Source organism: Caballeronia sp. KNU42 (assembly GCF_053760385.1).
Genome location: NZ_CM132388.1, coordinates 3,204,440 through 3,228,725 on the forward strand (window position 1 = coordinate 3,204,440; position 24,286 = coordinate 3,228,725).

At 60.3% G+C, this 24,286-nt stretch carries 23 protein-coding genes and 1 pseudogene; 7 read left to right on the forward strand and 17 right to left on the reverse strand.

All coding sequences use genetic code 11. The features are described 5' to 3' along the window. The first annotated feature begins 29 nt into the window (after window positions 1–29). Together ACSOSP_RS14455 and ACSOSP_RS14460 are read left to right on the forward strand one after the other, a co-directional pair. Window positions 30–206 carry a hypothetical protein gene (locus tag ACSOSP_RS14455; RefSeq protein WP_455307682.1) on the forward strand — a complete coding sequence of 59 codons (177 nt, stop codon included), beginning with the start codon at window positions 30–32 and terminating at the stop codon, window positions 204–206. Beyond that, on the forward strand, window positions 194–964 hold the full coding sequence (locus ACSOSP_RS14460) for an alanyl-tRNA editing protein (protein WP_455307684.1): 771 nt from the start codon (window positions 194–196) through the stop codon (window positions 962–964). The genes ACSOSP_RS14455 and ACSOSP_RS14460 overlap by 13 nt, the downstream gene beginning before the upstream one ends. 263 nt (window positions 965–1,227) lie before the next feature. Here the strand turns inward: ACSOSP_RS14460 and ACSOSP_RS14465 are convergent, their stop codons facing one another. From ACSOSP_RS14465 to argS, 4 genes are all read right to left on the reverse strand, one after another. Continuing rightward, window positions 1,228–2,031, reverse strand: coding sequence for an SDR family oxidoreductase (locus tag ACSOSP_RS14465; protein WP_455310973.1), 804 nt, complete (start codon window positions 2,029–2,031; stop codon window positions 1,228–1,230). Between the two features lie 16 nt (window positions 2,032–2,047). Then, window positions 2,048–2,701 carry a thiol:disulfide interchange protein DsbA/DsbL gene (locus ACSOSP_RS14470; protein WP_455307686.1) on the reverse strand — a complete coding sequence of 218 codons (654 nt, stop codon included), beginning with the start codon at window positions 2,699–2,701 and terminating at the stop codon, window positions 2,048–2,050. A 208-nt stretch (window positions 2,702–2,909) separates the two neighbouring features. Continuing rightward, window positions 2,910–3,662, reverse strand: coding sequence for an SPOR domain-containing protein (locus tag ACSOSP_RS14475; protein WP_455307687.1), 753 nt, complete (start codon window positions 3,660–3,662; stop codon window positions 2,910–2,912). Between the two features lie 181 nt (window positions 3,663–3,843). Then, window positions 3,844–5,628 carry an arginine--tRNA ligase gene (argS, locus tag ACSOSP_RS14480; protein WP_455307689.1) on the reverse strand — a complete coding sequence of 595 codons (1,785 nt, stop codon included), beginning with the start codon at window positions 5,626–5,628 and terminating at the stop codon, window positions 3,844–3,846. Between the two features lie 464 nt (window positions 5,629–6,092). Here argS and ACSOSP_RS14485 point away from each other — a divergent pair, with 464 nt between their 5' ends. Beyond that, entirely contained in the window at window positions 6,093–6,419 is a 327-nt protein-coding gene (locus ACSOSP_RS14485) for a DUF1840 domain-containing protein (protein ID WP_455307691.1), read from the forward strand. A 129-nt stretch (window positions 6,420–6,548) separates the two neighbouring features. Here ACSOSP_RS14485 and ACSOSP_RS14490 read toward each other — a convergent pair whose 3' ends face one another. From ACSOSP_RS14490 to ACSOSP_RS14530, 9 genes and pseudogenes are all read right to left on the reverse strand, one after another. Then, window positions 6,549–6,767 (reverse strand): hypothetical protein, encoded by a 219-nt coding sequence (locus ACSOSP_RS14490; protein ID WP_455307693.1) that lies wholly within the window; start codon window positions 6,765–6,767, stop codon window positions 6,549–6,551. Between the two features lie 156 nt (window positions 6,768–6,923). Beyond that, window positions 6,924–9,647: pseudogene (metH, locus tag ACSOSP_RS14495) on the reverse strand (methionine synthase); the annotation flags it as partial. 4 nt (window positions 9,648–9,651) lie between these two features. After that, window positions 9,652–10,356, reverse strand: coding sequence for a DUF4276 family protein (locus tag ACSOSP_RS14500; protein WP_455307695.1), 705 nt, complete (start codon window positions 10,354–10,356; stop codon window positions 9,652–9,654). Next, entirely contained in the window at window positions 10,356–11,456 is a 1,101-nt protein-coding gene (locus ACSOSP_RS14505) for an AAA family ATPase (RefSeq protein ID WP_455307697.1), read from the reverse strand. Before ACSOSP_RS14505 ends, ACSOSP_RS14500 begins: the two co-directional genes overlap by 1 nt. A 37-nt stretch (window positions 11,457–11,493) precedes the next feature. Then, window positions 11,494–12,582, reverse strand: coding sequence for a homocysteine S-methyltransferase family protein (locus ACSOSP_RS14510; protein ID WP_455307699.1), 1,089 nt, complete (start codon window positions 12,580–12,582; stop codon window positions 11,494–11,496). A gap of 203 nt (window positions 12,583–12,785) precedes the next feature. Continuing rightward, a complete protein-coding gene (locus ACSOSP_RS14515) occupies window positions 12,786–13,043 on the reverse strand; it encodes a BTH_I0359 family protein (protein WP_056358215.1) in 258 nt (85 codons plus the stop codon). 198 nt (window positions 13,044–13,241) lie between these two features. Further along, the gene (locus tag ACSOSP_RS14520; RefSeq protein WP_455307701.1) at window positions 13,242–13,448 is read right to left on the reverse strand and encodes a hypothetical protein; all 207 of its coding nucleotides are present in this window, start codon (window positions 13,446–13,448) and stop codon (window positions 13,242–13,244) included. A gap of 157 nt (window positions 13,449–13,605) precedes the next feature. Next, complete coding sequence (locus tag ACSOSP_RS14525) at window positions 13,606–14,850, reverse strand: DUF3108 domain-containing protein (protein ID WP_455307703.1); 1,245 nt, start codon at window positions 14,848–14,850, stop codon at window positions 13,606–13,608. 189 nt (window positions 14,851–15,039) lie between these two features. Further along, complete coding sequence (locus tag ACSOSP_RS14530; RefSeq protein ID WP_455307705.1) at window positions 15,040–15,930, reverse strand: IclR family transcriptional regulator; 891 nt, start codon at window positions 15,928–15,930, stop codon at window positions 15,040–15,042. A gap of 269 nt (window positions 15,931–16,199) precedes the next feature. Here ACSOSP_RS14530 and ACSOSP_RS14535 point away from each other — a divergent pair, with 269 nt between their 5' ends. The 4 genes from ACSOSP_RS14535 to ACSOSP_RS14550 all read left to right on the forward strand — a co-directional run bounded on the left by ACSOSP_RS14535 (window position 16,200) and on the right by ACSOSP_RS14550 (window position 20,171). Further along, a complete protein-coding gene (locus ACSOSP_RS14535) occupies window positions 16,200–17,186 on the forward strand; it encodes a fumarylacetoacetate hydrolase family protein (RefSeq protein ID WP_455307707.1) in 987 nt (328 codons plus the stop codon). 135 nt (window positions 17,187–17,321) lie between these two features. Further along, entirely contained in the window at window positions 17,322–18,500 is a 1,179-nt protein-coding gene (locus tag ACSOSP_RS14540) for an ABC transporter substrate-binding protein (protein ID WP_455307709.1), read from the forward strand. Between the two features lie 24 nt (window positions 18,501–18,524). Further along, complete coding sequence (locus ACSOSP_RS14545; protein ID WP_455307711.1) at window positions 18,525–19,352, forward strand: enoyl-CoA hydratase/isomerase family protein; 828 nt, start codon at window positions 18,525–18,527, stop codon at window positions 19,350–19,352. A gap of 69 nt (window positions 19,353–19,421) precedes the next feature. Beyond that, on the forward strand, window positions 19,422–20,171 hold the full coding sequence (locus ACSOSP_RS14550; protein ID WP_455307713.1) for a PhaM family polyhydroxyalkanoate granule multifunctional regulatory protein: 750 nt from the start codon (window positions 19,422–19,424) through the stop codon (window positions 20,169–20,171). A gap of 42 nt (window positions 20,172–20,213) precedes the next feature. On the opposite strand, the gene ACSOSP_RS14555 is transcribed toward ACSOSP_RS14550, so the two are convergent. Genes ACSOSP_RS14555 through ACSOSP_RS14570 form a run of 4 tightly spaced genes read right to left on the reverse strand, consistent with a single transcriptional unit; the run spans window position 20,214 to window position 24,208 of the window. After that, the gene (locus ACSOSP_RS14555; RefSeq protein WP_081889349.1) at window positions 20,214–20,834 is read right to left on the reverse strand and encodes a chalcone isomerase family protein; all 621 of its coding nucleotides are present in this window, start codon (window positions 20,832–20,834) and stop codon (window positions 20,214–20,216) included. Then, window positions 20,765–22,048, reverse strand: a complete 1,284-nt coding sequence (locus ACSOSP_RS14560) for a class I SAM-dependent methyltransferase (protein WP_455307715.1) — start codon at window positions 22,046–22,048, stop codon at window positions 20,765–20,767. Before ACSOSP_RS14560 ends, ACSOSP_RS14555 begins: the two co-directional genes overlap by 70 nt. 7 nt (window positions 22,049–22,055) lie before the next feature. After that, window positions 22,056–22,898, reverse strand: coding sequence for a DUF1365 domain-containing protein (locus ACSOSP_RS14565; RefSeq protein WP_455307717.1), 843 nt, complete (start codon window positions 22,896–22,898; stop codon window positions 22,056–22,058). Further along, window positions 22,895–24,208, reverse strand: coding sequence for an NAD(P)/FAD-dependent oxidoreductase (locus ACSOSP_RS14570; RefSeq protein ID WP_455307719.1), 1,314 nt, complete (start codon window positions 24,206–24,208; stop codon window positions 22,895–22,897). The genes ACSOSP_RS14565 and ACSOSP_RS14570 overlap by 4 nt, the downstream gene beginning before the upstream one ends. Window positions 24,209–24,286 lie beyond the last annotated feature (78 nt).

Below are 24,286 nucleotides of genomic sequence, written 5' to 3' on the forward strand. Positions count from 1 at the left end.
GATAATAGACCCTAAGCATTCCATATCACATGGATGAAACACTCTCCGATGATTTGATCGGCCCTCATTGCGTCATCAAGGAGGAGATCGCGACAGGATCCATCGTCACGCTGAAAACTCAACTCCAGATTACCCGCGGGCCGCAATGCCGCGATATATGCAACCAGCTCCTCACCGCAGCGATAGAAAAATCATGTTTGCTCTGAATCGGAAAACACAGAAGCGGTATTACGACGATCCGTCTTTAGTGGAGTGCATCGCTCAAGTTGTGAAGGTGGACGGAAACCATGTCGAACTCGACGCAACCGTGGCCTATCCCGAGGGAGGCGGGCAGGATGCCGATCAGGGAGTGATCGTCCTTCCCGATGGCCATCAGATCCGCTTTGTTCATGTGCGGAGGATGTACGGAAATCGGGCACTGATCCCGGATTTTCCTGACATCCAGGTGGATGGAATCATCGAACATGTCGTTCACGATGACGATATGGCGCTCGTGGCGCTGCTCACAGCGGGCCAGCAGGTGGTGGTGCGCATTGACCGGTTGCGGCGGGCCCGGCTGTCACTTAGCCACACGGCATCGCATCTTCTTTATCTCGGGGTGATGGAAGTGCGGCCGGATGCCATTGCTGCGACGTTGGGGTGTCATATCCGGCCCGATGCCGCACGATTTGATTTCGGAATCGCCGATCGATTCACCGCCGAAGAAGTGGCTGAGATCGAGCGGCTTGCCAATGCGCTGGTGTCGCGTGGAAGCGCAGTGCGCGTGTATGCGCATGAACAATTTTCCGATGCGCGTTATTGGGAATGCGAAGGAAAAGTGATCCCGTGCGGCGGTACGCATATCCAGTCGACATCGGCAATCGGACCCATGCAGGTAAGTCGAAAAAGCTTAGGTAAGTGCAAGGAACGGCTGTCCGTCAATTTCCATGAAGCAATGTTCGAAGCTACTCTCGGTCATTTATGACTCTGGTCTATGGTACGCACCCGCTCTTCGATCTGCCGATAACGCACACACAGGACATCGCGTTTCGCTCATGCGATAGAGCCAGGCGTAATTGACTACTGGGCAGCGACGTTCGCGCGAGTGAGGCGCCGCGCCGTCCGGAGATACTAATTGTCTGTCGAAACGCTGATCTGATTGACGAAACCAACTCTGATGGCCGCTGCCCAAGGGAGCAGCTAGCAGGCGCCGCAGGGGTGTTGGATCTCGAGGCAAAGCCCGACGTCTCATTCCCCCGCGCGCGGTTTCCTCGGCGCCTTCTCCATCAGGCGGTCATACAGCCAGCGCGGCACTACGTGCAGCAGCGCGCCGGCTACGCGCATCTGCCAGGGAAACGTCGCAAACCGGACTTTCCTCGCGATCGCATCGGCGCTTTTGGCGGCAAATACATTAGCGTCCATCAGGAAGGGCATCGGATACGGATTGTGCTCGGTCATCGCGGTACGGATATAACCCGGTGCAATAGTCACCACCGATACCCCCTTCGGCCGCATCTCCACCCGCAACGCTTCGAGATACTTCAGCGCCGCCGATTTCGACGCGCTGTACGCGCCCGAACCCGGCAAGCCGCGAATGCCCGCCACGCTCGCGATGCCAACCAGTGTTCCGCGCCGCTCCGCGACCATGCGGGCGACAAACGGCTCAAACGTCGCGATCATCCCGAAGTAGTTGATATCCATCACGTCGCGAAAGGTATCGAGGTCGCCATGACCGGTCAGCGCGCCGCGGCTGACACCGGCGTTGGCGATCACCACATCGGCGCCGCCATGCTGCGCACAGAACTGCGCTGCGGCGTGGCCAAGCGCGGCGGCGTCGCGGACATCGGCCGGATAGATCGAGATGGAATGGGAGGGGAAGCGCGCGGCGAATGCCGCAAGAGTGTCGCCACGACGGGCAACGAGGCCAAGCACCGCACCGCGCCGCAGATATTCCTCGGCGAGCGCGAGGCCAATGCCGCTGGATGCGCCCGTGATAAAAACTCTCAGCCGGGCTAGCTCGGCATCCCTGCCATTGCCCGGCGTGTCCTTCATGGCGGCGCTCACGCCTTTACATCTTCTTCGCGCGGATCTGGGCGACGAGGAAATCGAGGACCTGGATCGTGCCCGGCAGGCTGTTCGTGGTGGCCGGACCCGTTTCGTACTTGCCCTGCACGGCGAGCGTCGGCACGCCGTCGATCTTGTAGTCCTGCATCAGCTTGGTATCACGTTGCAGATCGCTTTGCGTCGAGAAGGAGTTGTATGCGTCCAGGTACTTCTTCTTGTCGACGCCTTGCGTGGCGAGGAACGTAGCCTGCGCTTCCGGCGTCAGCAGGTAGTTCTTCTTCACGTGGATCTCGTTGAACACGGCGGGCGTCAGCTTGTCGGCGAGGCCGAGTGCGTCGAGTGCGTGGTACATCTTCGAATGCGGAATGAAGTCATCGCGGAACGCAACCGGCACGCGCTTGAAGACGACATCAGGACCTTGCTTCTTGATCCATGCTTCCAGATACGGGTCGAATTCGTTGCAGTGCGGGCAGCCATACCACATGAATTCGATCACTTCGATCTTGCCCTGCGCGTCCACCGGCTGCGCAGCTTGCAGCACCGTATAGTCGGTGCCCGCGACGGGCGCTGCCGGCGATGCGTGCGCCGCATTCATGGCGCTCAGGGTACCGGCTGCGAGGCCGAGGGACAGAGCGAGGGCGCTGAAGAATTTTTTCATAATGACCGAGAAAGGGCGTGGAGACGCGAAAGGGGAACACACGACGCTTAAAGGAGGCTTAAACCTGCCTGGCCGGGCCGTTACTACGGCCATGCCTTCATAGACCACGCCACTGTCTGCCATTGCTCAGTGGCGCTCGCCGCTCATGCTATCAACCCGCGCCAGCCTTTAACCAAAGGCCGCGCGGGCTGCGGGGTCTACTGCGCATTCACTGCTTGGAGAAGCGGATGACCGCAGTGTCCACGCCGGCATCGGAAAGCCGCTGGCGCACGTTGTTCATGTCCTCGAACTTCGTGAACGGTCCGATCCGCACGCGGAAATACGTGACGTTACCGGCATCGCGTTGCGTGACCTTCGACTCGAAACCCTGGAAGCCGAGTCGTGCGCGCTGCTGCTCTGCATCCGCCTGGGTCTTGTACGCGCCAACTTGCAGGAAATAGCCCGTGTTCGCGTCGCCGGGTGCGGGCGGCGTGACCTTGGCCGTCGATGAAGCCTGCGTCTCAGCCGGCTTCTTCGCAGGCGTGGCGCTCGACGAGCCGCCCGGCGCGTTCGCAACCGGCGGCACAGTGGCCGGCTTCGGCGCGACAGCCGTACCGTTCGCAGCCGACGGCGGCACTTCCAGGATCTCCGGCTCATCCTGCACGCCGGACGACTGCGTCTGGTTGTTCGTCTGCCCGGGCGCGGTGTTCGGCGGCGCGGGCTGAGCCGCTTGCGGCACGGCCTGGCCGGGCGTCTTGCCCTGGAGCGGCCGGTTCGGGTCATACGGCTGTCCCGTGGCGGGCGCGGAGACCGCGTCGGCTGGAGCCGGCGCGACCTTCGCGACGAACGGCGTGGGCGCGCGCGTGATGTACAGCGCCACGATGACTGCAATTGCAAGGCCGACAATCAAGCCCAGCACGATACCGAGAAAAGTGCCCCCGGTTTGCTTCGACTGCTTCGACGTGCTGCGTGGTTTTGCCATCGTATGAATAACCTGCAAAAAGTCTTCTGAATGGCCGTCGATTATAACGGCGGCCTTAAGCGCGGTTTGGCGTTGCGCGGTGTTGCGTTAAGTCATTTACCGGCCGTCAGCCGTCTTCGCACTTCATACGCGCGCCGGGCATATGACACGCCCGGGGCGGCGGAAGTGCCCGGCATGGAAATTACATCTTGACGGGGGCGGACACGCCGATCAGCGCGAGGCCGTTCTCGAGCACTTGCCGCGTAGCGGCAAGCAATGCGATACGCGCGTTGCGCACGCCGTCTTCCTCCACCAACACGCGCTCCGCATTGTAGAACGAGTGGAATTCGCCCGCGAGGTCACGCAGGTAGAACGCGACCGCGTGCGGCGCGAGTTCGTCTGCTGCGTGCGAGAGCATGTCCGGATACTCGGCGAGCTTGTTGAGCAACGCCATCGCGCGTTCGCTCGACAGCGGCGACAAATCGACGTTCGGCAGCGTCTCTGCATTGCCGGCGTATTTCGTTTTCCAGTCGCCCAGGATCGTGCAGATCCGCGCGTGCGCGTACTGCACGTAATACACCGGATTTTCGTCGCTTTGCTTGAGCGCCAGGTCGATATCGAAGACGAATTCCGTGTCGGCCTTGCGCGAGATCAGGAAGAAACGCACGGCGTCGCGGCCGCGGCGAATGGTGTCTTCATCGATCTGATCGGGCGCGACTTCCTCGCCCGGCGTCATGCCGCCCGACCATTCGATCAGGTCGCGCACCGTCACATAGCTGCCCGCGCGCTTCGAGATCTTCACTTCCACGCCGTTGCGCATGACCGTGACCATCTTGTGCAGCACGTAGTCGGGATAGCCCTTCGGAATGCCGATGCCAAGCCCCTGCAGCCCCGCCCGCACGCGCGCGATGGTGCCGTGGTGGTCAGAGCCCTGCACGTTGATGACCTTGGTGAAGCCGCGCTGCCACTTCGCCACGTGGTACGCGACGTCCGGCACGAAATACGTGTACGTGCCGTCGGACTTGCGCATCACGCGGTCCTTGTCGTCGCCGTCGTCGGTCGTGCGCAGCCAGAGCGCGCCGTCCTGTTCGTAGGTTTTGCCTGCGGCGACGAGCGCATCGACGGTAGCTTGCACACGGCCTTCGTTATACAGCGACGACTCCAGGTAGAACTGGTCGAAGTTCACGCCGAATGCGGTCAGGTCCAGATCCTGTTCGTGGCGCAGGTACGCGACGGCAAAGACGCGAATAGCGTCGATATCGTCCACATCGCCCTTCGCCTTCACCGGCGCGCCATCCTTGGCCGCGACCGTTGCGCCGGCCAGATAGTCGCGTGCGATATCCGCGATGTACTCGCCGTTGTACGCGTTCTCCGGCCATTCCTTGTCGTCTGGCGTGAAGCCACGAGCGCGCAATTGCGTGGACGTGGCGAGGTTGCCGATCTGCACGCCGGCGTCGTTGTAGTAGAACTCGCGATGCACCGCGTTGCCTTGCGTGCCGAGCAGGTTCGCCAGCGCATCGCCGAGCGTGGCCTGACGTCCATGGCCGACATGCAGCGGCCCGGTCGGGTTGGCAGAAACGAATTCGATCAGCACGCGTTTGCCTTCGTCGCGGGCGTTGTAGCCGTAGCGGGCACCTTCCACAATCACCGCAGGCACCACGGCCTGTTTCGCCGCTGCAGCCAAGCGCAAGTTGATGAAGCCCGGGCCGGCGACTTCGGCTGCATCGACCAGGCCAAGAGCTGCCGGCAACGCGAGCACGGCATCGACAATCTGCTGCGCGAGTTGGCGCGGATTGGCCCGCAGCGGCTTGGCGAGCTGCATGGCCACGTTCGATGCAACATCTCCGTGCGCCGCGACTTTCGGGCGCTCGAGCACGATGACCGGCGCGACAAAATTCGCTTCCGATGCGCCTTGCGACGCCTGTACGACTTGCCTGACCGCGTCGGCGAGCAGCGTTTCGAGTGTATGTTTTTGTGCGGGCAGCATGCTGATTCCCAGATCCGGTAATTGTTTGCTTATTTATTTGTTGGTTTCAATCCACGCGCTCACTGAGAACGCGGCAAAAAGTGCGATCGAGCATCAAACGCCGACGTGACGCCTGCCCGAATGTTTCGGTCCCGTTTCAATCCATTACGCTCGTTTTGAGCGGGAACGGATTTCGGACACTCGGTCGAGATGCAACCCACGTCTGTGTATGCGCGTCCGGAGGTATATCCGGAGCCGGTTGCAGCCATAACGCCAAAACCGGGGTTTTGTAACCGGCGCAACATTTGCTCGGGTAAATCGGGATTTTAGCAGGTGCTAATATGTCGAATCAGGGTCTAGTCGGGGAAACAAGTCAGGAATTAAAACAATGCGCCGGCGTGTGAGGTAGCGGCCTGAGCTGTTACCGCGCTTGGCGTATGTCGCTCACTAGCCACAAGAAGCCAACATAAGGAGAGGACCTTGCCATGCTGATCACATTCAAAACCAGAGCTGCACCGGACGTTCAGATGCTCGACAACCTTGCTGATTACCTGCTTGGCATCATCGGCAAGCGGCTTGGCGAGCGCGGCGTCATTACGCATGAAGAACTGCCTGAATGCATCCAGAAGCTGGAATCGGCGGTTGCAGTGGACAAGCAGGAACGCGCCGAGCACGACGGCCACTTCCACGAAGGCGAGCCCGGCCACGAACCGCACGAGATTCCCGTCGGACTGGCGCAGCGCGCATACCCCTTCCTCGACATGATGCGTTTGGCCCATCAGGCAGACGGCGACATCTTGTGGGGCGTGTAAGCCTGGGGTGGCGCGGCGGTATGTGCTCGCTGACTTAGCCTGACGCGAACCAGTGAGTCAGTATTAAAAAAACCCGCCTCGTCGCCGATGCGGGTTTTTTTGTTCCGATGAATATGGAGCCGCAGCGTTTTATTGCCCGGCTCCAGCTGCCGGCGCGCTCGCGCCTTTTTTCGCACGGGGTTTGCGGGGCTTTTTCTTGTGCTCCTGGATAGGCGGCGAATAACTCGACGCGGTGCTCGAGCTTGCGCCCGTACCCGGCTTGGCGTTGCCCTGCGCGAAGGCAGCCGGGCTTCCCGACGTGAACAGCACAGCAATAGCGACGGCGAGGACAGGCGTCAGCTTGATCATGTTCGACTTTCTCCGTGACGAGTGAAGGAATGCGTGACCGCCGCCATGGCGGCCTTTGCACTCCTCCGAGTGTAAGGAAAGTCAAAATAACCGTAATAGACTTCGCCAATATTGCGGCTTTGTGATTCCCGGTATTTGCTCGCGCCTGATTTTTGCCTAGAGTAAGGGCGCCAGTGCGCGTTCGGCGTCGTTCTTCGAAATCGCCATGCGTTGCGCGAAGCTTTCCACCTGATCGTCGGCGATTTTTCCAACCGAAAAGTACGTGCTTTCAGGATGTGCGATGTAGAACCCCGACACGCTCGCCGCCGGCAACATGGCGAGCGACTCGGTCACCGTCATGCCGATTTCGTTCGCTTGCAGCACGTCGAACATGTCCTGCTTCACCAGGTGATCCGGACATGCCGGATAACCCGGCGCCGGACGAATGCCGCGGTACTTTTCTTCGATCATCGCGGCGTTGTCGAGCGTTTCGCCTGCCGCGTAACCCCACAGTTCGCGGCGCACCCGCGCATGCAGCGCTTCGGCGAAGGCTTCAGCAAAACGATCGGCCAGTGCCTTCAGCATGATCGCGCTGTAGTCGTCGTTATCGGCTTCGAACTGCTTTTCTTTCTTCTCCACGCCGAGGCCCGCCGTCACCGCGAACATGCCGATGTAATCCGCCACGCCCGAGTCCTTCGGCGCAATGAAATCCGCGAGCGAGCGGTTGGAACGCTGCACGCCATCGACGATCGGACGCACGGTTTGCTGGCGCAAGTTACGCCATGTCATGGCGACTTGCGTGCGGGTATCGTCGGTATAGATCTCGATGTCGTCGTCGTTCACCGTGTTCGCCGGCAGCAGCATCACCACGCCGTTCGCCTGCAACCACCGGCCCTGGATGATGCGCGAGAGCATCGACTTGCCATCGGAGAAGACGCGTCGCGCGGATTCACCCACGATCTCGTCGTTGAGAATGGCTGGATACGGGCCCGCGAGATCCCAGGTTTGAAAGAACGGCGCCCAGTCGATGTAATTCGCCAGCTCCGCCAGATCGTAATTCTTGAAGATGCGCCGTCCGATGAACGTCGGTTTCTTCGGCTCGTAACTCGCCCAGTCGAGCTTCGTTTTATTCGCGCGGGCTTCGGCGTACGTGACCATCGGCGTCGCCTTGCGGTTCGCGTGCTGCGTGCGGATGCGTTCGTAGTCGGTCTTGAGGTCTTCGAGATATTTCTTCGCGCCATCGTCGGACAGCAGGCTCGACGCCACCGATACCGACCGCGACGCATCCGGCACATAGACCACCGGACCATCGTAATGCGGGGCAATTTTCACGGCCGTATGCACGCGTGAGGTCGTTGCCCCGCCGATCAGCAGCGGCGTTTGCTTGCCGCGGAAATAGTCGTCGCGCTGCATTTCCGACGCGACGTAAGCCATCTCTTCGAGACTCGGCGTAATCAGCCCCGACAAGCCGATGATGTCCGCGCCTTGCTCCTTCGCCATCGCGAGGATGGTCGCGCAGGGCACCATCACGCCCATGTTGACGACTTCGAAGTTGTTGCACTGGAGCACGACGGAAACGATGTTCTTGCCGATGTCGTGCACATCGCCCTTGACGGTCGCGATCACGATCTTGCCCTTTGGCCGGACGTCTTCGCCGGCATCGGCCATGCGCTTCTTTTCTTCCTCGATATACGGAATCAAATGCGCCACGGCCTGCTTCATCACGCGCGCCGACTTGACCACTTGCGGCAGGAACATCTTGCCCGCGCCGAACAGGTCGCCGACTATGTTCATGCCGTCCATCAACGGCCCTTCGATCACGTTGATCGGGCGCCCGCCCTCGGCTTCAATGCGCGCGCGGACTTCCTCGGTGTCTTCCACGATGAAGTTCGTGATGCCGTGAACCAGTGCGTGGGCGAGGCGTTGATCGACGCCCTGGTTACGCCACTCGAGGTTCTCTTCTTTCTTCGCGGCGCCGGTTTTGAATTTATCGGCGATTTCGAGCAGGCGATCCGTGCCGTCATCGCGACGATTCAGCACCACGTCTTCCACGCGTTCGCGCAACTCAGGATCGAGATCCTGGTACACGCCGAGCTGACCCGCGTTCACGATACCCATGTCCATGCCCGCCTGAATCGCGTGGTAGAGGAACACGGTGTGGATGGCTTCACGCACCGGGTCGTTGCCGCGAAACGAAAACGATACGTTCGACACACCGCCGCTGATCTTCGCGTGCGGCAGGTTTTCCTTGATCCAGCGCGTGGCGTTGATGAAGTCGACGGCGTAGTTGTTGTGCTCTTCAATGCCCGTGGCGATCGCGAAGATGTTCGGATCGAAGATGATGTCTTCCGGCGGGAAGCCCACTTCGTTCACGAGGAAATCGTACGAGCGCTTGCAGATTTGCGTCTTGCGTTCGTAGGTATCGGCCTGGCCGTCTTCGTCGAAGGCCATCACGACAGCGGCGGCGCCATAACGGCGAATCAGCGTGGCATGGTGTCGGAACGCGTCTTCGCCTTCCTTCAGCGAGATCGAGTTCACGACCGCCTTGCCCTGTACGCATTTCAAACCCGCTTCGATCACTTCCCACTTCGACGAGTCGATCATGATCGGCACGCGTGAGATGTCCGGTTCGGACGCGATCAGGTTCAGGAAGCGAACCATGGCCGCTTTCGAATCGAGCATGGCTTCGTCCATGTTGATGTCGATGATCTGCGCGCCGTTCTCAACCTGCTGACGCGCAACCGCCAGCGCTTCGTCGAACTGGTTGTTGAGGATCATGCGCGAGAACGCCTTCGATCCCGTCACGTTGGTCCGCTCGCCCACGTTGATGAAAAGCGAACCGTCGGTGACGTTGAACGGCTCGAGGCCGGAAAGGCGCATGGTGTGATCGGTCATGGGCTGGGCTTTAGCTTGTAAATTCTGGGAGACGGGCGGCCAATGGCTGCGCGCCGATTTGCAGCAGTCGTTCAAACCACTGCCGGAAATGCGGGCACTGTTCGCGGATTTTATCGAGCGTGATTCTTATCGCGCTCGCTGGGCCGTGTGTTGTCTTTCTGTAACGAGGACGGAGAATTTCGAGGCGCTTCGATGGCGCCGTCTGGGGAGAGTCGTTGATCCATTCGGGGTTCGCGACATCGGCGCGGATCTTTGAAAGTACCGTGCGATGCTTATCCCATTCCGGCTCCGCGTCGCAGAGCTTGCCGATATCCGAGAACAACAACGTCTCGAATTCGTGCGGCTGGACGTGTGGGATAAAGCGCTCCGGACGGCATCCAACGCGCGCGACAATGTCTGCATGCAACAGATGTTCAATGTGCGCGGCGCGCTTTGATGGCGCAAAGCTGACTGATTCAAGGACACCTGCGAAAGACGTATCGAGAGCGTAGAGATCGAACATCGTGCTTATGTACGCGTCGTTATGCTCCTGCAGCGCGTTTCTGACGGCGCGTCTCGTGCGATCGAGATTGAGCCCGCCACCATAATGCCCACGGGACGTTTCCATGAGCAAAGGCTTGGCGAAGATGTTGGATAACCGGAGGACCGGTGCCAACACCGCTTTTACAAAAGCCTCTTCGGTTGGACCCTCGCCGATGATAAATAAACGGGTCATCAGGACGGTCTCCCACCCAGCACGTTTTGATTCCAAAGCTCGCCGAGCGAATAGTCTTCCAGCCAACCTTTAAGACGTTCAGCATCCAAACGATGAAACGTCGACGCGCCGTCTTCCCGGTCCACGACGACGATATCCGCCGGTTCCATCAAGTTCATCAATTCCACGGATTGGGTGGAGACGATTACTTGCTTTCGCTCGGCCGCGCGCTTGAGCAGATCGGCGAGGATAACGATGGCGTACGGATGCAAACCAAGTTCCGGCTCATCGATGAGGATGGTATCCGGCATCAAGTCCCACGGTTGCAGCAAAAGCGTGCTAAGGCAGATGAAGCGAAGCGTGCCGTCAGATAGCGCGTGGGCGTTGAACACCACGTCGGGCTTTCCTTTTTCCAGCCACTCCAGTTGAACCAGTTTGCTTTCTTCGCGGGCCGGAACGAAGTCATCGAAGAACGGGGCAACAAGTCCGATTGTCTCCACGATCATTCGGTAGTGGTCCGGGTATGAAGTCCGCAATAGACCAAGGTAGGCGGCTAGGTTTGCGCCATCGACTTGCAGGCGCAGTGTGTCGAATGGGGCGTGTTGCTGCTTTACCTTCGCGTTCTCGCCGGTATCGTGGAAATGGTACACACGAAGATCGCTTATAACGCGTCGGATGAATGGCGGCTCTTCATCAACGATTTTCGATTCAGAGTGCCCCGTGCCGGGACCGCCTGCAAGTCCACCCGCAAGATTGGAAGCTAATAGACCATCAGGCCCAAAATCGAACCGAATGTCTTCATTCGCAAAAATCAGCCGGTTGTCATGCGTTGGAATGAGCGTGAACGTATAGGCGTCGCCGTTTCCGTCAAATACGAGTTCAGCAGTGATTTCGGTTGTCAGCTTTCGCGTGTAGTGAAGCAACGCATCCGGCCCCTGAACCCCCACAAACAACTGAAATCGCTTCCCAACGATCTCCGCCAGCATCCGAAAGAAGCTAATAAAGTTCGATTTCCCTGCCCCATTGGCCCCAATCAACACGTTCAGGTTGCGCAACTCGAAGTCACGCAATTCACGTATCGATTTGTATCCGGTGATCGTCAGTTTTTTGACGGCGGCCATTGATCAGTTCCAGTAGGAAACAGCGGGAAACAGCGAATCAAACCGTTTCGGTTTCAGCTTCCCGATAATGCGACGGCCACTTCCTTGGCTTCACATCGGCCAGTGCTTTCGCGATCTCCGCGATATGTTCCGGCGTCGTCCCGCAGCACCCGCCCGCCAGATTCACCAGGCCCGCTTGCGCGAACTCCTTCAGCAAGCTGGACGTGACGTCGGGCGTTTCATCGAAGCCGGTATCGCTCATCGGGTTCGGCAAGCCGGCGTTCGGATAGCACGAGACATACGTGTCGCAGAGCTTCGACAATTCGGCGATATACGGCCTCATCAGCGCCGCGCCCAGCGCGCAGTTCAAGCCGAACGTCAACGGCCGCGCATGACGTAGTGAGTTCCAGAACGCCTCGACCGTCTGCCCCGACAAGATACGCCCGGAAGCATCGGTGACGGTGCCCGAGATCATGATCGGCAGCAGTTCTCCCGTGTCTTCGAACAGCTGATCAAGCGCGAATAACGCGGCCTTCGCGTTCAAGGTATCGAAGATGGTTTCAACCAGGAACAGGTCGCAGCCCGCATCCATCAGCGCCTTTGCCTGCTCGTAATAGGCCTGGCGAAGTTCGTCGAAGGTCACGTTGCGCGCGGCCGGATCGTTGACATCCGGCGAGATGCTCGCGGTCTTCGGCGTCGGTCCGATCGCGCCCGCGACAAAGCGCGGCTTGTCCGGCGTCGAGTACTTGTCGCAAGCCTCGCGCGCCAGCTTTGCCGACTGCATGTTCATCTCGACCGCGAGCGATTCCATGCCGTAATCGGCTTGCGCTACGGTCGTCGCGCCAAAGGTGTTCGTCTCCAGAATGTCCGCGCCGGCAGCCAGATACTGGTCGTGAATCTCGCGAATCACATGCGGCTGCGTGATCGACAACAACTCGTTATTGCCCTTGATATCGCGGGGATAATCGGCAAAACGTTCTCCACGATATGCCGCTTCGTCGAGCTTGTAGCGCTGGATCATGGTGCCCATCGCGCCGTCGAGAATGAGAATGCGCTGTTGCAAAAGGGCAGGCAACACGGCGCCGCGCGTGTACGGGCGGCGCTCTGCGGCGGATTTCGGGGCGACAGTTTCGAGGGACGGATTCATGATTCACATGGCTCCAAACAGGCTGAAATAACCCAACATTGTATCTGTAGTGGGGTTCGAACGTTTTCTGATGGCGCTTTCCAAAACACCGGGCAATCCAGGCGTCAGGAACAAAAAACCCCGCCACTTTCGTGGCGGGGTTTTTAGAGTGTGTCGCTGAGGGTTCTTACCGCTTGGCCATGCTTCAACGCGGGATACAACGTTTAGTGAAGGATCACCGGCTGATTCATCAAGATGTCGAACTGGCCAAGAAACTCGTCCACATCTTCCAACGATTGTTCTTCCTGCATCAACTTCTGGACATGCTCGCGAAACCGCGCAGCAAGCGCGCCGTCAATGAAGATTTCACGTTGCATGGTCTTGTCCACGATCTCGTAACCGCCCGCCTTCATCGCGAGATGGTTGTCCTGCGGGGGGAATTCAACTACACAATAGTTAGGGCTGTTGTAGATCATTTGCATGGCGACACTCCTTATTCCTGTTTGCCCGTAAGGCGTTTCTGCGTCTTACATTGAGCGTTTGGGTTGGAATTCAAGGGGTGGCCTCGACGTTAAGACCGAAAGCCCATCGAGGACCTTTGTTAGACATTCTCCCGCAAAAATGTTTCCAGAAGTGCCCTGAAACGCTGTGTTTCTTCTACTAGGGACAGATTTACCACGTCAAGTATTGCGAATCTTGCATTCATGGTGGAATTCACCACCATTTTCATCTGCATCGACAGCAATGACCCTCTTGGGCGTTTTGATCGATGTCAATTGCTCTCTCAGGTCGATATAGCGGCGTGTTTTGGCGACCTTCGCGAAACCTTCCACCGATGTACGTACAACCATTTCATCCCGTGCTGACCGCTTGATCGACAGTTCCATACTGGCCCCGTTGGGAAGCGGCATCAGTTCGCGATCGAACTATCTTCACACTTTCACGAATCCTCTTGCATCACCTGTTTAACGGAGTTTTGCGTCAAATCTTGATGTTATTCAGTCTAGATGGCCTGACTTAAGCCTGTGTTAAATCGAGCCGATATCAGGGTTTGTCGGTTCCAGGCGCAGCGGGTGTTGCATCTGCTGTCGCATCTGGCGTGCCCGCACCGGATTGGCCCGGCGCGCCGGACGGCGGTTGCAGCTTGCCGCGCCAGAGCATTTCGATCTGCATGCCGTTCGGCTCCGTCTGCAGAATACGCACGGGCAACCAGCCCAGCGCAGGCGCGAGCCAGATGTCGAGACGCCGGCGATCGCCTTCGCGTCGCGGCAGGCGGGTGAAATGGCGAGCCTGTATGTAGCCGTCGGCGGTCTGCACGTTTTCATCGCCGACGGTTTCGATTGGCCAGATCTCGTTGCTGTCGTTATCGGCGACACTGAATTGACGCACTACGCCGGGCTTGTAGGTATCGGGTGAACCGCGCACCAGAGTTGATAACTGCATGACAACGCTGAAGCGGTCTTGCGCACCATCGGCGAGCGGCTGGTTGTTCGGCGTGCGGGTGTAGACCAGTTGCTTCGTGGTGCGATCGAAGACCGTGATGTCGGCGGCGCGGCGGCCACGCTGCTCCGAATATTGCTCGGGCGCAATCCCGAAGCCATCAATATGCCCTTTGCTCGAATAGACATATGGTCCGACGAACGGCAAGGGGATGGACACGACCATCTCGTAGTGCTGGCCATCGTTGACCCAGTGGATATTGCCGACCTGATTCATCACGCCGTTGATCCGCGTGTCGTAACGAAGTTCGCCGGTGGGCGGGACGCTGAATTTATCGCCGGATGTGGCGGCTGCCGAGGCGGCCGCAGCTGCTTGGGAGGCTGCAGCTTCGCTTGCTGCTTTCGCGGCGGCTTGGGCTGCTTGAGCCGCTTGTTCCGCCTGCGCTGCTTCGGCTGCTTGAGCTGCCTCTGCTACTTGTGCTGCCTTCGCGGCTTGAGCCGCTTGTTCAGTCTGCGCAGTCGTGATGGCGTGCGTGGGCTGGGGTTTGGGTTGCGGCGCCGGCTTGGGCTTGGGAGCGGGCGGAGGTGGCGCGGCAGGCTTCGGCGCTTGCGCTATCGGCTTGGGCGTCAGCAACTCGACCTGCACCGGGACATGTTCAGCCGGTTCCGGATTCGACGCGTTCCTGCTCCTCTCCACCCATCTCCCGGCTAGCCAATGCAGTGCCAGGACAACGAGCAGCACGACCAGCCACACGACCCATCGAAGGGAACGGTTGGCGGATGAATTGTCGGACGATGCGCCAGCAGTGGCGCGGCGGCGAAACAGTGAGGACGGCAGGGAGAACGGCATCGGCTAGCTCGGAAACGCGCGTGGTGAGGCAAACGGTACAACACTGCAGGGCGAATGATCGGCAACCATCACGAAAGCAAGCGACTGATCAAAGGACCATGCAAATGCGAAAACACCCACGAAACGCATATGACTCTCGGGCACGCCGCGATGTTCCGCGCGTGTGACGCATCATGCAATCCCCAGGCCTTACCGTTCTCCCGGTGTGTACCCGAGTTCGTAAGACAGTTGCGCAGCGCATTCGCGCAAGGCGGTGTCGATTACGCCGCCCCAGCGGGTATCGAATGATCCTTCGTGGCCGAGCGCAATCAACCCGAGCGCGAGATCCCCGGTCGAGTCGAACACCGGCGTGCAGAACGCATGGATCGTCGGCAGCAACATGCCCTCCACACGTGCGGCCCCGTGTGCGCGGATCTCGGTGAGCACCGGTTCAATGTCTGCCATCGACTGCCGCGTGGCGGCGAGTTCGCGATCGAGCATCGCTTGCGTCTTGCTGCGCGGCAGCCACGCGGCAAACAGCAAACCCGTCGCCGATGACAACAGCGGCATCACATCGCCCAGTTTCAACGACGCCTTCGCGGGATAGCTCGACTCCATCCAGTGCACGACAGTCGGGCCCTGATTGCCCCACACCGCGATCCCCACGGTGAGGTCCAGCCGGTCGCGCAAACCTGTGAGCGCGATGCGCGCCAGCTTCACGCCATCGACTCGGGCGAGGCGCGCCAAACCCATCTGCAACGCGAAACCACCGAGCTCATAGCGCCCGGAAACCGGGTCCTGAGAGACCGCGCCAAGCCGCAGGAAACTTACCAGGTATCGATGCGCCTTCGCCGGGCTCATGCCGGCCCGCTGGGCGAGATCGCGCAACATCATCGCGCGCGGCTCGTTGGTCAGCACATCGAGCAGGCGGAAGCCGACTTCGATCGACTGGATGCCGGAGCGGGACTTTTCTTCGGCGGGGTCGGCGGGGTCGCTTGGGTCGGAGGAATCGGCGCGGTCGAGGGTATCGTCCGCTTCGGCCTGTTCGGACAAGGGCAGCGTGGGCGAGACGGACGAACCGGGACGGCTGGGAGAGGGCATGGAGAAATCGATGAGGGCGCGAGCCGGTTCAAATACAAGGTCAGGTCGGGTGCGTGGGCGGCCAATATGGCGACGGTAACAGCTAAGCGAACGGCAACCGGCAAACGCCATCACCGCTCAAAACCGACGTCCACCAGCCCTGGAAACGAAGCGACAAACGCGGCAAACCATTTCACCGCATCAGCCCGAAACATCTCAAAACCGCCCCGACATGATTCACCATCGTAAAATAGATTTCCTCCATCGTCACTAAACGTACAAAACGGGTTATGAAACTTGCCACGCTGAAGGACGGAACGCGCGACGGCCAACTGGTCGTCGTATCGCGTGATTTGCGCACGGCGGCCATTGCCGACGCGATCGTGCCAACGCTGCAACGCGCGCTGGACGACTGGACTTTCTACGCGCCGCAGTTGCTGGATCTCTCGGATTCGCTTAACCAGGGCCGCGCGCGCCACTCGTTCGCGTTCGACCCCAAAGCCTGTATGGCGCCACTTCCCCGCGCATTCCAGTGGGCGGACGCATCGGCTTACGTGAACCACGTCGAGCTCGTGAGACGCGCCCGCAAAGCGGAAATGCCACCTGAATTCTGGACCGATCCCTTGATGTACCAAGGCGGCAGCGACGATCTGCTCGGACCTGAGGACGATATCGTGTGTGCATCGGAGGCTTATGGCATCGACTTTGAAGCCGAAGTGGCCGTGATCACCACCGACGTGCCGATGGCCGTCAAACCCGCCGACGCGCTCAGGCACGTGCGCCTCCTGATGCTGGTCAACGACGTCTCGCTGCGCAACCTGATCCCGGCGGAACTTGGCAAAGGCTTCGGTTTTTTCCAGGGCAAGCCGGCGACCGCGTTCTCGCCGGTTGCGGTCACGCCCGACGAACTGGGCGATGCATGGCGCGAAGGCCGTGTGCATCGGCCGATGATCGTGCACTGGAACGGCAAGAAGGTCGGCCAGCCCGATTGCGGCACCGACATGGTCTTCAACTTCGGCGAGTTGATCGCGCACGCGGCCAAGACTCGCAACGTGCGCGCGGGATCGATCGTCGGTTCAGGCACGGTGTCGAACAAGGATACGAAGCGGGGCTATTGCTGTATTGCCGAGAAGCGTTGCCTGGAAACCATCGAACATGGCGCGCCCACCACCGAGTTCATGAAGTTCGGCGACAGCGTGAAGATCGAGATATTCGATGACGCCGGCAAGTCGATTTTCGGCGCAATCGATCAGTCGGTCGTGGCGCTGAATGGATAGCTGAACGCATAGCCAAGGCCATCGGCAAGGGGTTTCGCCCGATGCGCTCCTATGCTGCGCCGCCCTACACTTGCCGCATTGCGTCGAAACGCTTACAAAAACCTGCGTCGACGCGCCCATAACAAGGAGACTTCGATGCAGTCAGGCGGCGGATGGGGAACGGCGTTCAAGCAGTTCGCGGCGGGTGTTTTGATCACACTTTCAACGGCAGCCTTGGCGCAGACGCCGCCTGTGAAGATCGGGCTGGTGTTGTCGCTGACGGGGCCGGCCGCGTCGCTGGGCATTCCGGCACGCGACACGGTGGCGCTGTTGCCGAAGGAAATGGGCGGCCGCCCGGTGGATTACATCATTCTCGATGACGCCTCCGACACCACGCAAGCCGTCCAGACCACGAAGAAGCTGATCTCGGAAGATCACGTGGACGCGATCATCGGTTCATCGATTACGCCGAACTCGCTCGCTATGATCGATGTGGTCGCCGATGGTCAGACGCCAATGATCTCGCTCGCGTCTTCATCGAAGATCATTGAACCTGTTGATGCCAAACGTCACTGGGTCTTCAAGACGCCGCAAACCGACGCGATGATGGCGTCCGCGATTGCCGAGCATGCCAGCAATCACGGCGTGAAAACGATGGCGTACATCGGTCAGGCCGACGCGCTCGGCGAGACCTTTTATGCTGAAGTAGCGAAGTTCGCGCAGCTTCACCACATCACGATGGTGGCGAACGAGCGCTTCAACCGGACGGACACCAGCGTGACCGGTCAGGTGCTGAAGATCCTGGCTGCGAAGCCCGATGCGGTGGTCGTGGGCGCTGCGGGAACGCCTGCCGCGCTGCCGCCGAAGACCTTGAAAGAACGCGGCTACAAAGGCACGATTTATCATAATCACGGCACGGGCAATCGCGATTTCCTGCGCGTGTGCGGCGCGGATTGCAACGGCACGTTCCTGCCGACGAGCCCGGTGCTCGTCGCCTCGCAACTGCCCGACGATCATCCGGCCAAACATCTCGCGCTCGAGTACATCAAGCTGTATGAAACGAAGTACGGCGCGGGCACGGTCTCGGCGTTCGGTTCGTATGCATGGGATGCAGGCATGTTGCTGAATCGCGCAGTGCCGCTGGCGTTGAAAGCGGGCGCGCCGGGCACGCCCGAGTTCCGTACGGCGTTACGCGATGCGCTGGAAAACACGAAGAATTTTGCGGACTCGAACGGCTTGGTCAACATGACGCCGAACGATCACATCGGTCTCGATCAACGCGCCCGTGTGATTGCGGAGATCGAGAACGGCAAGTGGATCTATCAACCGCGTTGATCTTTCTTAAGCCAAGAGACGACCATGAGCGACCTTTCCCTTTACGCGCATTACACGTCGCTGGAATTGCGGCGGCACGATCACGGTGTGCTCGAAATCGTGATGAACGGCGCTGGCGCGAACAAGAGCGGACTCGCGACCGCGGATGCCAACATGCATCGCGAACTGGCGGATATCTGGCGTGACGTGGATCGCGATCCTGATACGCGCGTGGCGTTGATTCGCGGCGAAGGCAAGGGTTTTTCGGGCGGCGGCGACCTGGGTCTGGTCGAACAGATGGCCTCCGACTTCGACGTCCGCGCACGCGTCTGGCGCGAGGCGCGCGATCTTGTCTATAACGTGATCAACTGCAGCAAGCCGATCGTCTCGGCCATGCACGGACCAGCGGTCGGCGCGGGACTGGTGGCAGGCCTGCTCGCCGATATTTCCATCGCGGCGAAAACCGCGCGCATTATCGATGGACACACGCGGCTCGGCGTGGCCGCCGGCGATCACGCGGCCATCGTGTGGCCGTTGCTGTGCGGCATGGCGAAAGCGAAGTATTACCTGCTGTTGTGCGAACCGGTGAGCGGCGAGGAAGCGGAGCGCATCGGGCTGGTGTCGCTGGCGGTGGACGAAAGCGAACTGATGCCGAAAGCCATTGAAGTCGCGAATCGTCTGGCGCAAGGTTCACAGACGGCCATCCGCTGGACGAAATATGCGCTGAACAACTGGCTGCGCACGGCCGGTCCGGCCTTCGATACCTCGCTGGCGCTCGAATTCATGGGCTTTTCCGGGCCCGATGTTCAGGAAGGCATCAAGTCGCTGCGTGAGCGGCGCGCGCCGGATTTCCCGGGCGGATCGCCGTTTTAGGTCCGCATCGACTATCTTGTGGTTTTATCCCCATCTCGTACGTACCCGTAGCATCAAGGAGAAAGTCTCATGACCGATACGCCCGGTGGTACGCCGCCCTTTGGAAGTTTCCCAGGCATGACCGGTTTCCCCCAGGGCGACATGATGGAAAAGATGTGGGACATGATGAAGCTGAACCCCTTCGCGGCAGCGGCCGCACCCGGCGGGTCCCCGTCGCTGTCCATGATGTCCGACATGCTCGCGCCGCTCACGAACGTCGAAGAACTCGACAAGCGCATCAAGGATATGCGCGCGGTCGAGCAATGGCTCAAGCTCAACCTGAACATGCTGCAGTCCGCTATCCAGGCGCTGGAAGTGCAGCGCGCGACGCTTGCTACGCTGCGTGCTTTCGGGGCGTTCGCGCAGTCGTCGGTGGAGAAGGCTTCATCGCCGGCGCCATCGGCCAGATCCGGATGGCCTGCGCCGCCGCCGGAAAAACCGAAGGCGGAAGCGGAGCCGCAACCACAACCGGGAACGGAGGCGCCCAATGAGACCGGCGCGAGCGAGGCTTCATTCGATCCTTCGGGCTGGTGGAACCTGCTTCAGTCGCAATTCAACGGCCTTGCGGCCTTGGCGATGGCGCAACAAAATGCCGGCGCGGCGACGCCGAGCATGAGCACGGATGAAGACGAAAATGGCGACGATGATGACGATATAGAACCGCCCGACGCCGATGCTCCGCCTGAGGCGTCTGAGGCCGACGCACCATCCGCGGCCAGGAAAGCCGCAGCGAAGAAAGCGCCTGCGAAGAAAGCGGCGCCACGAAAGAAACCGCTTTGACCGATGCTTCAGGCGGCTCGGCGCAGAGGCTGAACGCTTGAGCTACTGCGCCGCGCCGTTGGCGAGCAGCTGGTTGCGCAAGCCCGGCGCGGACGTGCGCGGATCGAACCAGATCGCGAAGAATGCGCGAGCGAAATCGTCGCCGGGAATGGTGCCGATGACTTTATCGTCGGCATAAAACGTCGTGCCGCGTTCGGGCACGAATACGCCAATGACATGATCTCCCGGCTGCACGTCCGGGAAGATCGTTTCCATCTCCTCTTGCCATTGCGCCGTCTGGGCCTTGCTGGCCACCTTCAGTTCATCCATTTCCTGGCGGCCTCTCTTGGCGATCGCGGCGCCCTTGAAGGCACGACCGTATTCGATATCCAGCGCAAACGGCCGCACCGTCAATTCCTTGCTCGACAGACCCGTTGGCCCGACAAACAGCGTGGCGTCGTAGATATGAAAACCGTACATGCGCAACTCGCCTTCGCCCTGCACGCGCGCCTGGGGAATCGTCTGACGCACGACCGATGCGGCGTCGAAAGCAAACGCCTGCAGCGGCAAGACGATCAGCACAAGCGCGAGCGCAGCAGCAAAGGCGCTCGCAATCAGGCGTGCTCCAGCGTGAACTGGATGACGTCGGTGTTCGAGTGCGCGAACGCGGCCTCGCAATAACATAAGTAAAAGTCCCACAAGCGGATGAATCGTTCGTCGAATCCTTGTGCACGGATCTGGTCGAGGTGAGCAACAAACGCATTGCGCCATATCCTGAGCGTGCGGGCATAGTCGCGGCCAAAGGAGAACTGGTTGACCACTTTCAGCCCATGGCGTTCCGCCGTTTGCACGAATACGGCAGGCGAAGGGAGCATACCGCCTGGAAAAATATACTGCTGGATAAAGTCGGTGCTTGTCCTGTAACGATCGAACAACGCATTGTCGATGGTAATCGTCTGCACGCATGCCCGACCGCCGCGCTTGAGATTGCGCTTGATGCATTCAAAGTAGCTCGGCCAATATTCCTCACCGACGGCTTCGAACATTTCTATCGATGCAATCGCGTCGAACTGGCCGTGGGTATCGCGGTAATCCTGCAGGCGAAGATCGGTTTGATCGCTTAAGCCCGCATCAGCCACACGCTGCTGCGCGTAAGCGAGTTGTTCGGTGGACAGCGTCAGGGCGGTCACGTGCGCTTTCGCCTCGCTTGCAGCGAGTTGCGCAAACCCGCCCCAGCCGCAGCCGATTTCCAGCACGTTCAGATCGACATCTTCGAGCTTCAGTTCGTTCAACAGCCGCCGGTATTTTGCACGTTGCGCATCATCGAGCGTCTGGTCCGGCGAGCCATCGAAGAGGGCGCTCGAATAGGTCATCGTGCTGTCGAGCCAGAGCTTGTAGAACGCGTTGCCAAGGTCGTAATGCGCGTGGATATTGCGCCGGCTGCCTTCCTTCGTATTTGCGTTGCGCAGGTGCCGGAAGCGGTTCGTCAGCTTGCCCAGCCACGAACCGTAGACGACCGTTTCAATCGTCGTGCGGTTACGCACCATGATGTCGAGCAGCGCGGCGAGATCGTCGGTATGCCAGTCGCCCGCCAGGTACGTGTCGGCAAAGCCGATATCGCCGCTCTTGAGCGCCGCCGCGCACACGTTCCAGTTGGTCAGCACGACCCGCGCGTGCGGCGGGTTGCCGGGGGCGTCTGATGCTTGCCCGAAGCGGCGCGTGGTGCCGTCGGGGAGGTGGACATCGAGGACGCCGTATTGAAGCTGGCTCATCAGCCTGAGCACCACGCGCGCAGCCGCGGGTTTGCGCAACGCGCCATGGGTCCGCAGCAAAGGCCGCATGAACCATGACGATGCCGGCCTGCGAAGCGATGAAGGAGAGGAGGGCTGTGTCGACATTTGCAAGTCACCTGGTCGGCAATTCGGCCCGCTCGTGCGAGACGTTCGCAGCCGGCGGAGTGGGTTTGCTGAGGAGCGGCACGCGCTTGAAGAACAGCTTCAGCGCCTGCCAATGAATTTTCGCGACGACGCCAAACGTCATCAGCGGGTAGCCGAAGAACACGCGCAGCACGTTGCGGGCATCGAGCGGGCGTGCGCTTCCCGCGATGCTGGTGAGCAGCAGCGGACCCTCGCCGTCGTCGTAGTCGATGCGCGCGAGCGAGCGCATCGGCTTACCGCTTTTCGGCGATGCAAACATGAAGCGGAAGGTGTAATGCCCTTGCACCTTGCAGAACGGCGACACGTGGAAGACCTTGGCGGCCGTGAGCGGCGCGCCGTTCAGGACGCCGCTGCCCGGATCGAGCAGATAGCAATGGCGCTCGCCGAAGGTGTTGTTCACTTCGCAAACCACGGCGCGCAACGAGCCGTCCCAGCGCTCGCAAAACCAGAAGCTCACCGGATTGAAGACGTAGCCCAGCACCCGCGGGAAGGTGTGCAGGAAGATCTCGCCGGTGGCGTCATGGATGCCGTTTTCATGCAGCATCGATTCGATCCATTGAAGCGCCGTTTGTCCGTCGGCGCCATGGTCGCTGTCGTAAAAGCTTAGTAAACCGAATCGATTCGTTGCGAACAGGCGCGAGTCTCGTTGCGACCCTTGAGCCAGCCTGGCCGCGCGAGCGCGCAGGGGTAGCCTCAACGTATAGACGCCGTACGAAAACGCGTTGCGTGCCGGGCGCAGCCGCTTGTGACGCACTGGTCCAACGAGCAGCAGGTCGGGGGCATCGAAGGATTGAGGGGCGGGCGTACTCATGCTGCAAGCGCCGGTTCATTGCTGCCTGGTGCCGCGACCGCCGCAACGGCCGCGATGGCGGTCAGCTTCGCGGCCGCTTCCAGCCCCGACTTCAGGCCGTCTTCGTGGAAGCCGTAACCGGTCCATGCACCCGCGAACCACGTGTTGCGTACGCCTTGCATCGACGGCAAGGTGCGTTGCGCCTGGACAGCCGCTTGATCGAAGACCGGGTGGCTGTAGGCGAACTCGCGCATCACCGTGTCGCGACGCGGCTCACGCACCGGATTCAGCGAGACGATGACCGGCGTCTTGAACAGCAACGGTTGCAGCTTGTTGATGAGGTAATGCACGCATAACTGCGGCTCGCCGCCAAGCTCACCGGTGCGGCTTTCGTAGTTCCATGCCGACCATGCGCGTTGTGCCGGCAAGAGCGAAACATCCGTATGCAACACGGCGCGGTTCGGCGCATAGCCGATCGCGCCGAGCGTCGCCGATTCGGCGTGTGAGGGATCGGCGAGAAGCGCCAGTGCCTGATCGCTGTGGCACGCAAGCACGACGTGATCGAAGTGTTCCAGTCCCCTGGTGCTATCGATCTCCACGCCGCGCGCGCTGCGCCTCACCGATGTCACGGCCGCACCGGCGCGGGCATCGCCTATGACCGGCAGCATTCGCCGCACGTATTCGCGCGCGCCGCCGTTGACGGTATGCCATTGCGGCCGGTCGTTGACCTGCAGCAGGCCGTGGTTATGACAAAAGCGAATCAGCGTGCCGATGGGAAACGCCATCATCTGCGATGTGGAGCATGACCAGATTGCGCCGATCATCGGCAGCAGGTACCAGTCACGGAATGCCGTCGAAAACTTTTCGCGTTCGAGAAAACCGCTCACCGGCTCGGCGAGTTGCACGTCCTTGCCAGCCAGCGCCAACGCGGTGGTCGTGCGGTTGAAGCGGAGGATATCGGCGAGCATGCGCAGGAACGCCGGGCGCAGCAGATTGCGGCGCTGTGTGAAAACCGTGTTGAGGTCGCTGCCCGCCCACTCCAGCCGACGATCCGTCAGCGATACGGAGAACGACATATCGGTCGCGGTGGTGGGAACGTCGAGTTCTTCGAAGAGCTTCACCAGGTTCGGATAGGTACGGTGATTGAAGACCAGGAAGCCCGTATCCACGCCATGCGTAATGCCGTCGAGCGTCACATCCACGGTGTTCGTATGACCGCCAAAGTAGCCGTTGGCCTCGAACAGCGTTACGTCGATACCCGCGTTGGCCTTCGCCAGCCGGTACGCGCACGCGAGCCCAGAAATCCCCGCTCCGATTACCGCAACTTTCATGACGTTGCTCCGTGTGTCTTTGTCTTTTGTGTCGACTGCCTGATGGCTCTGACGGCTCTTTGTCTGGAACAAGCGGCG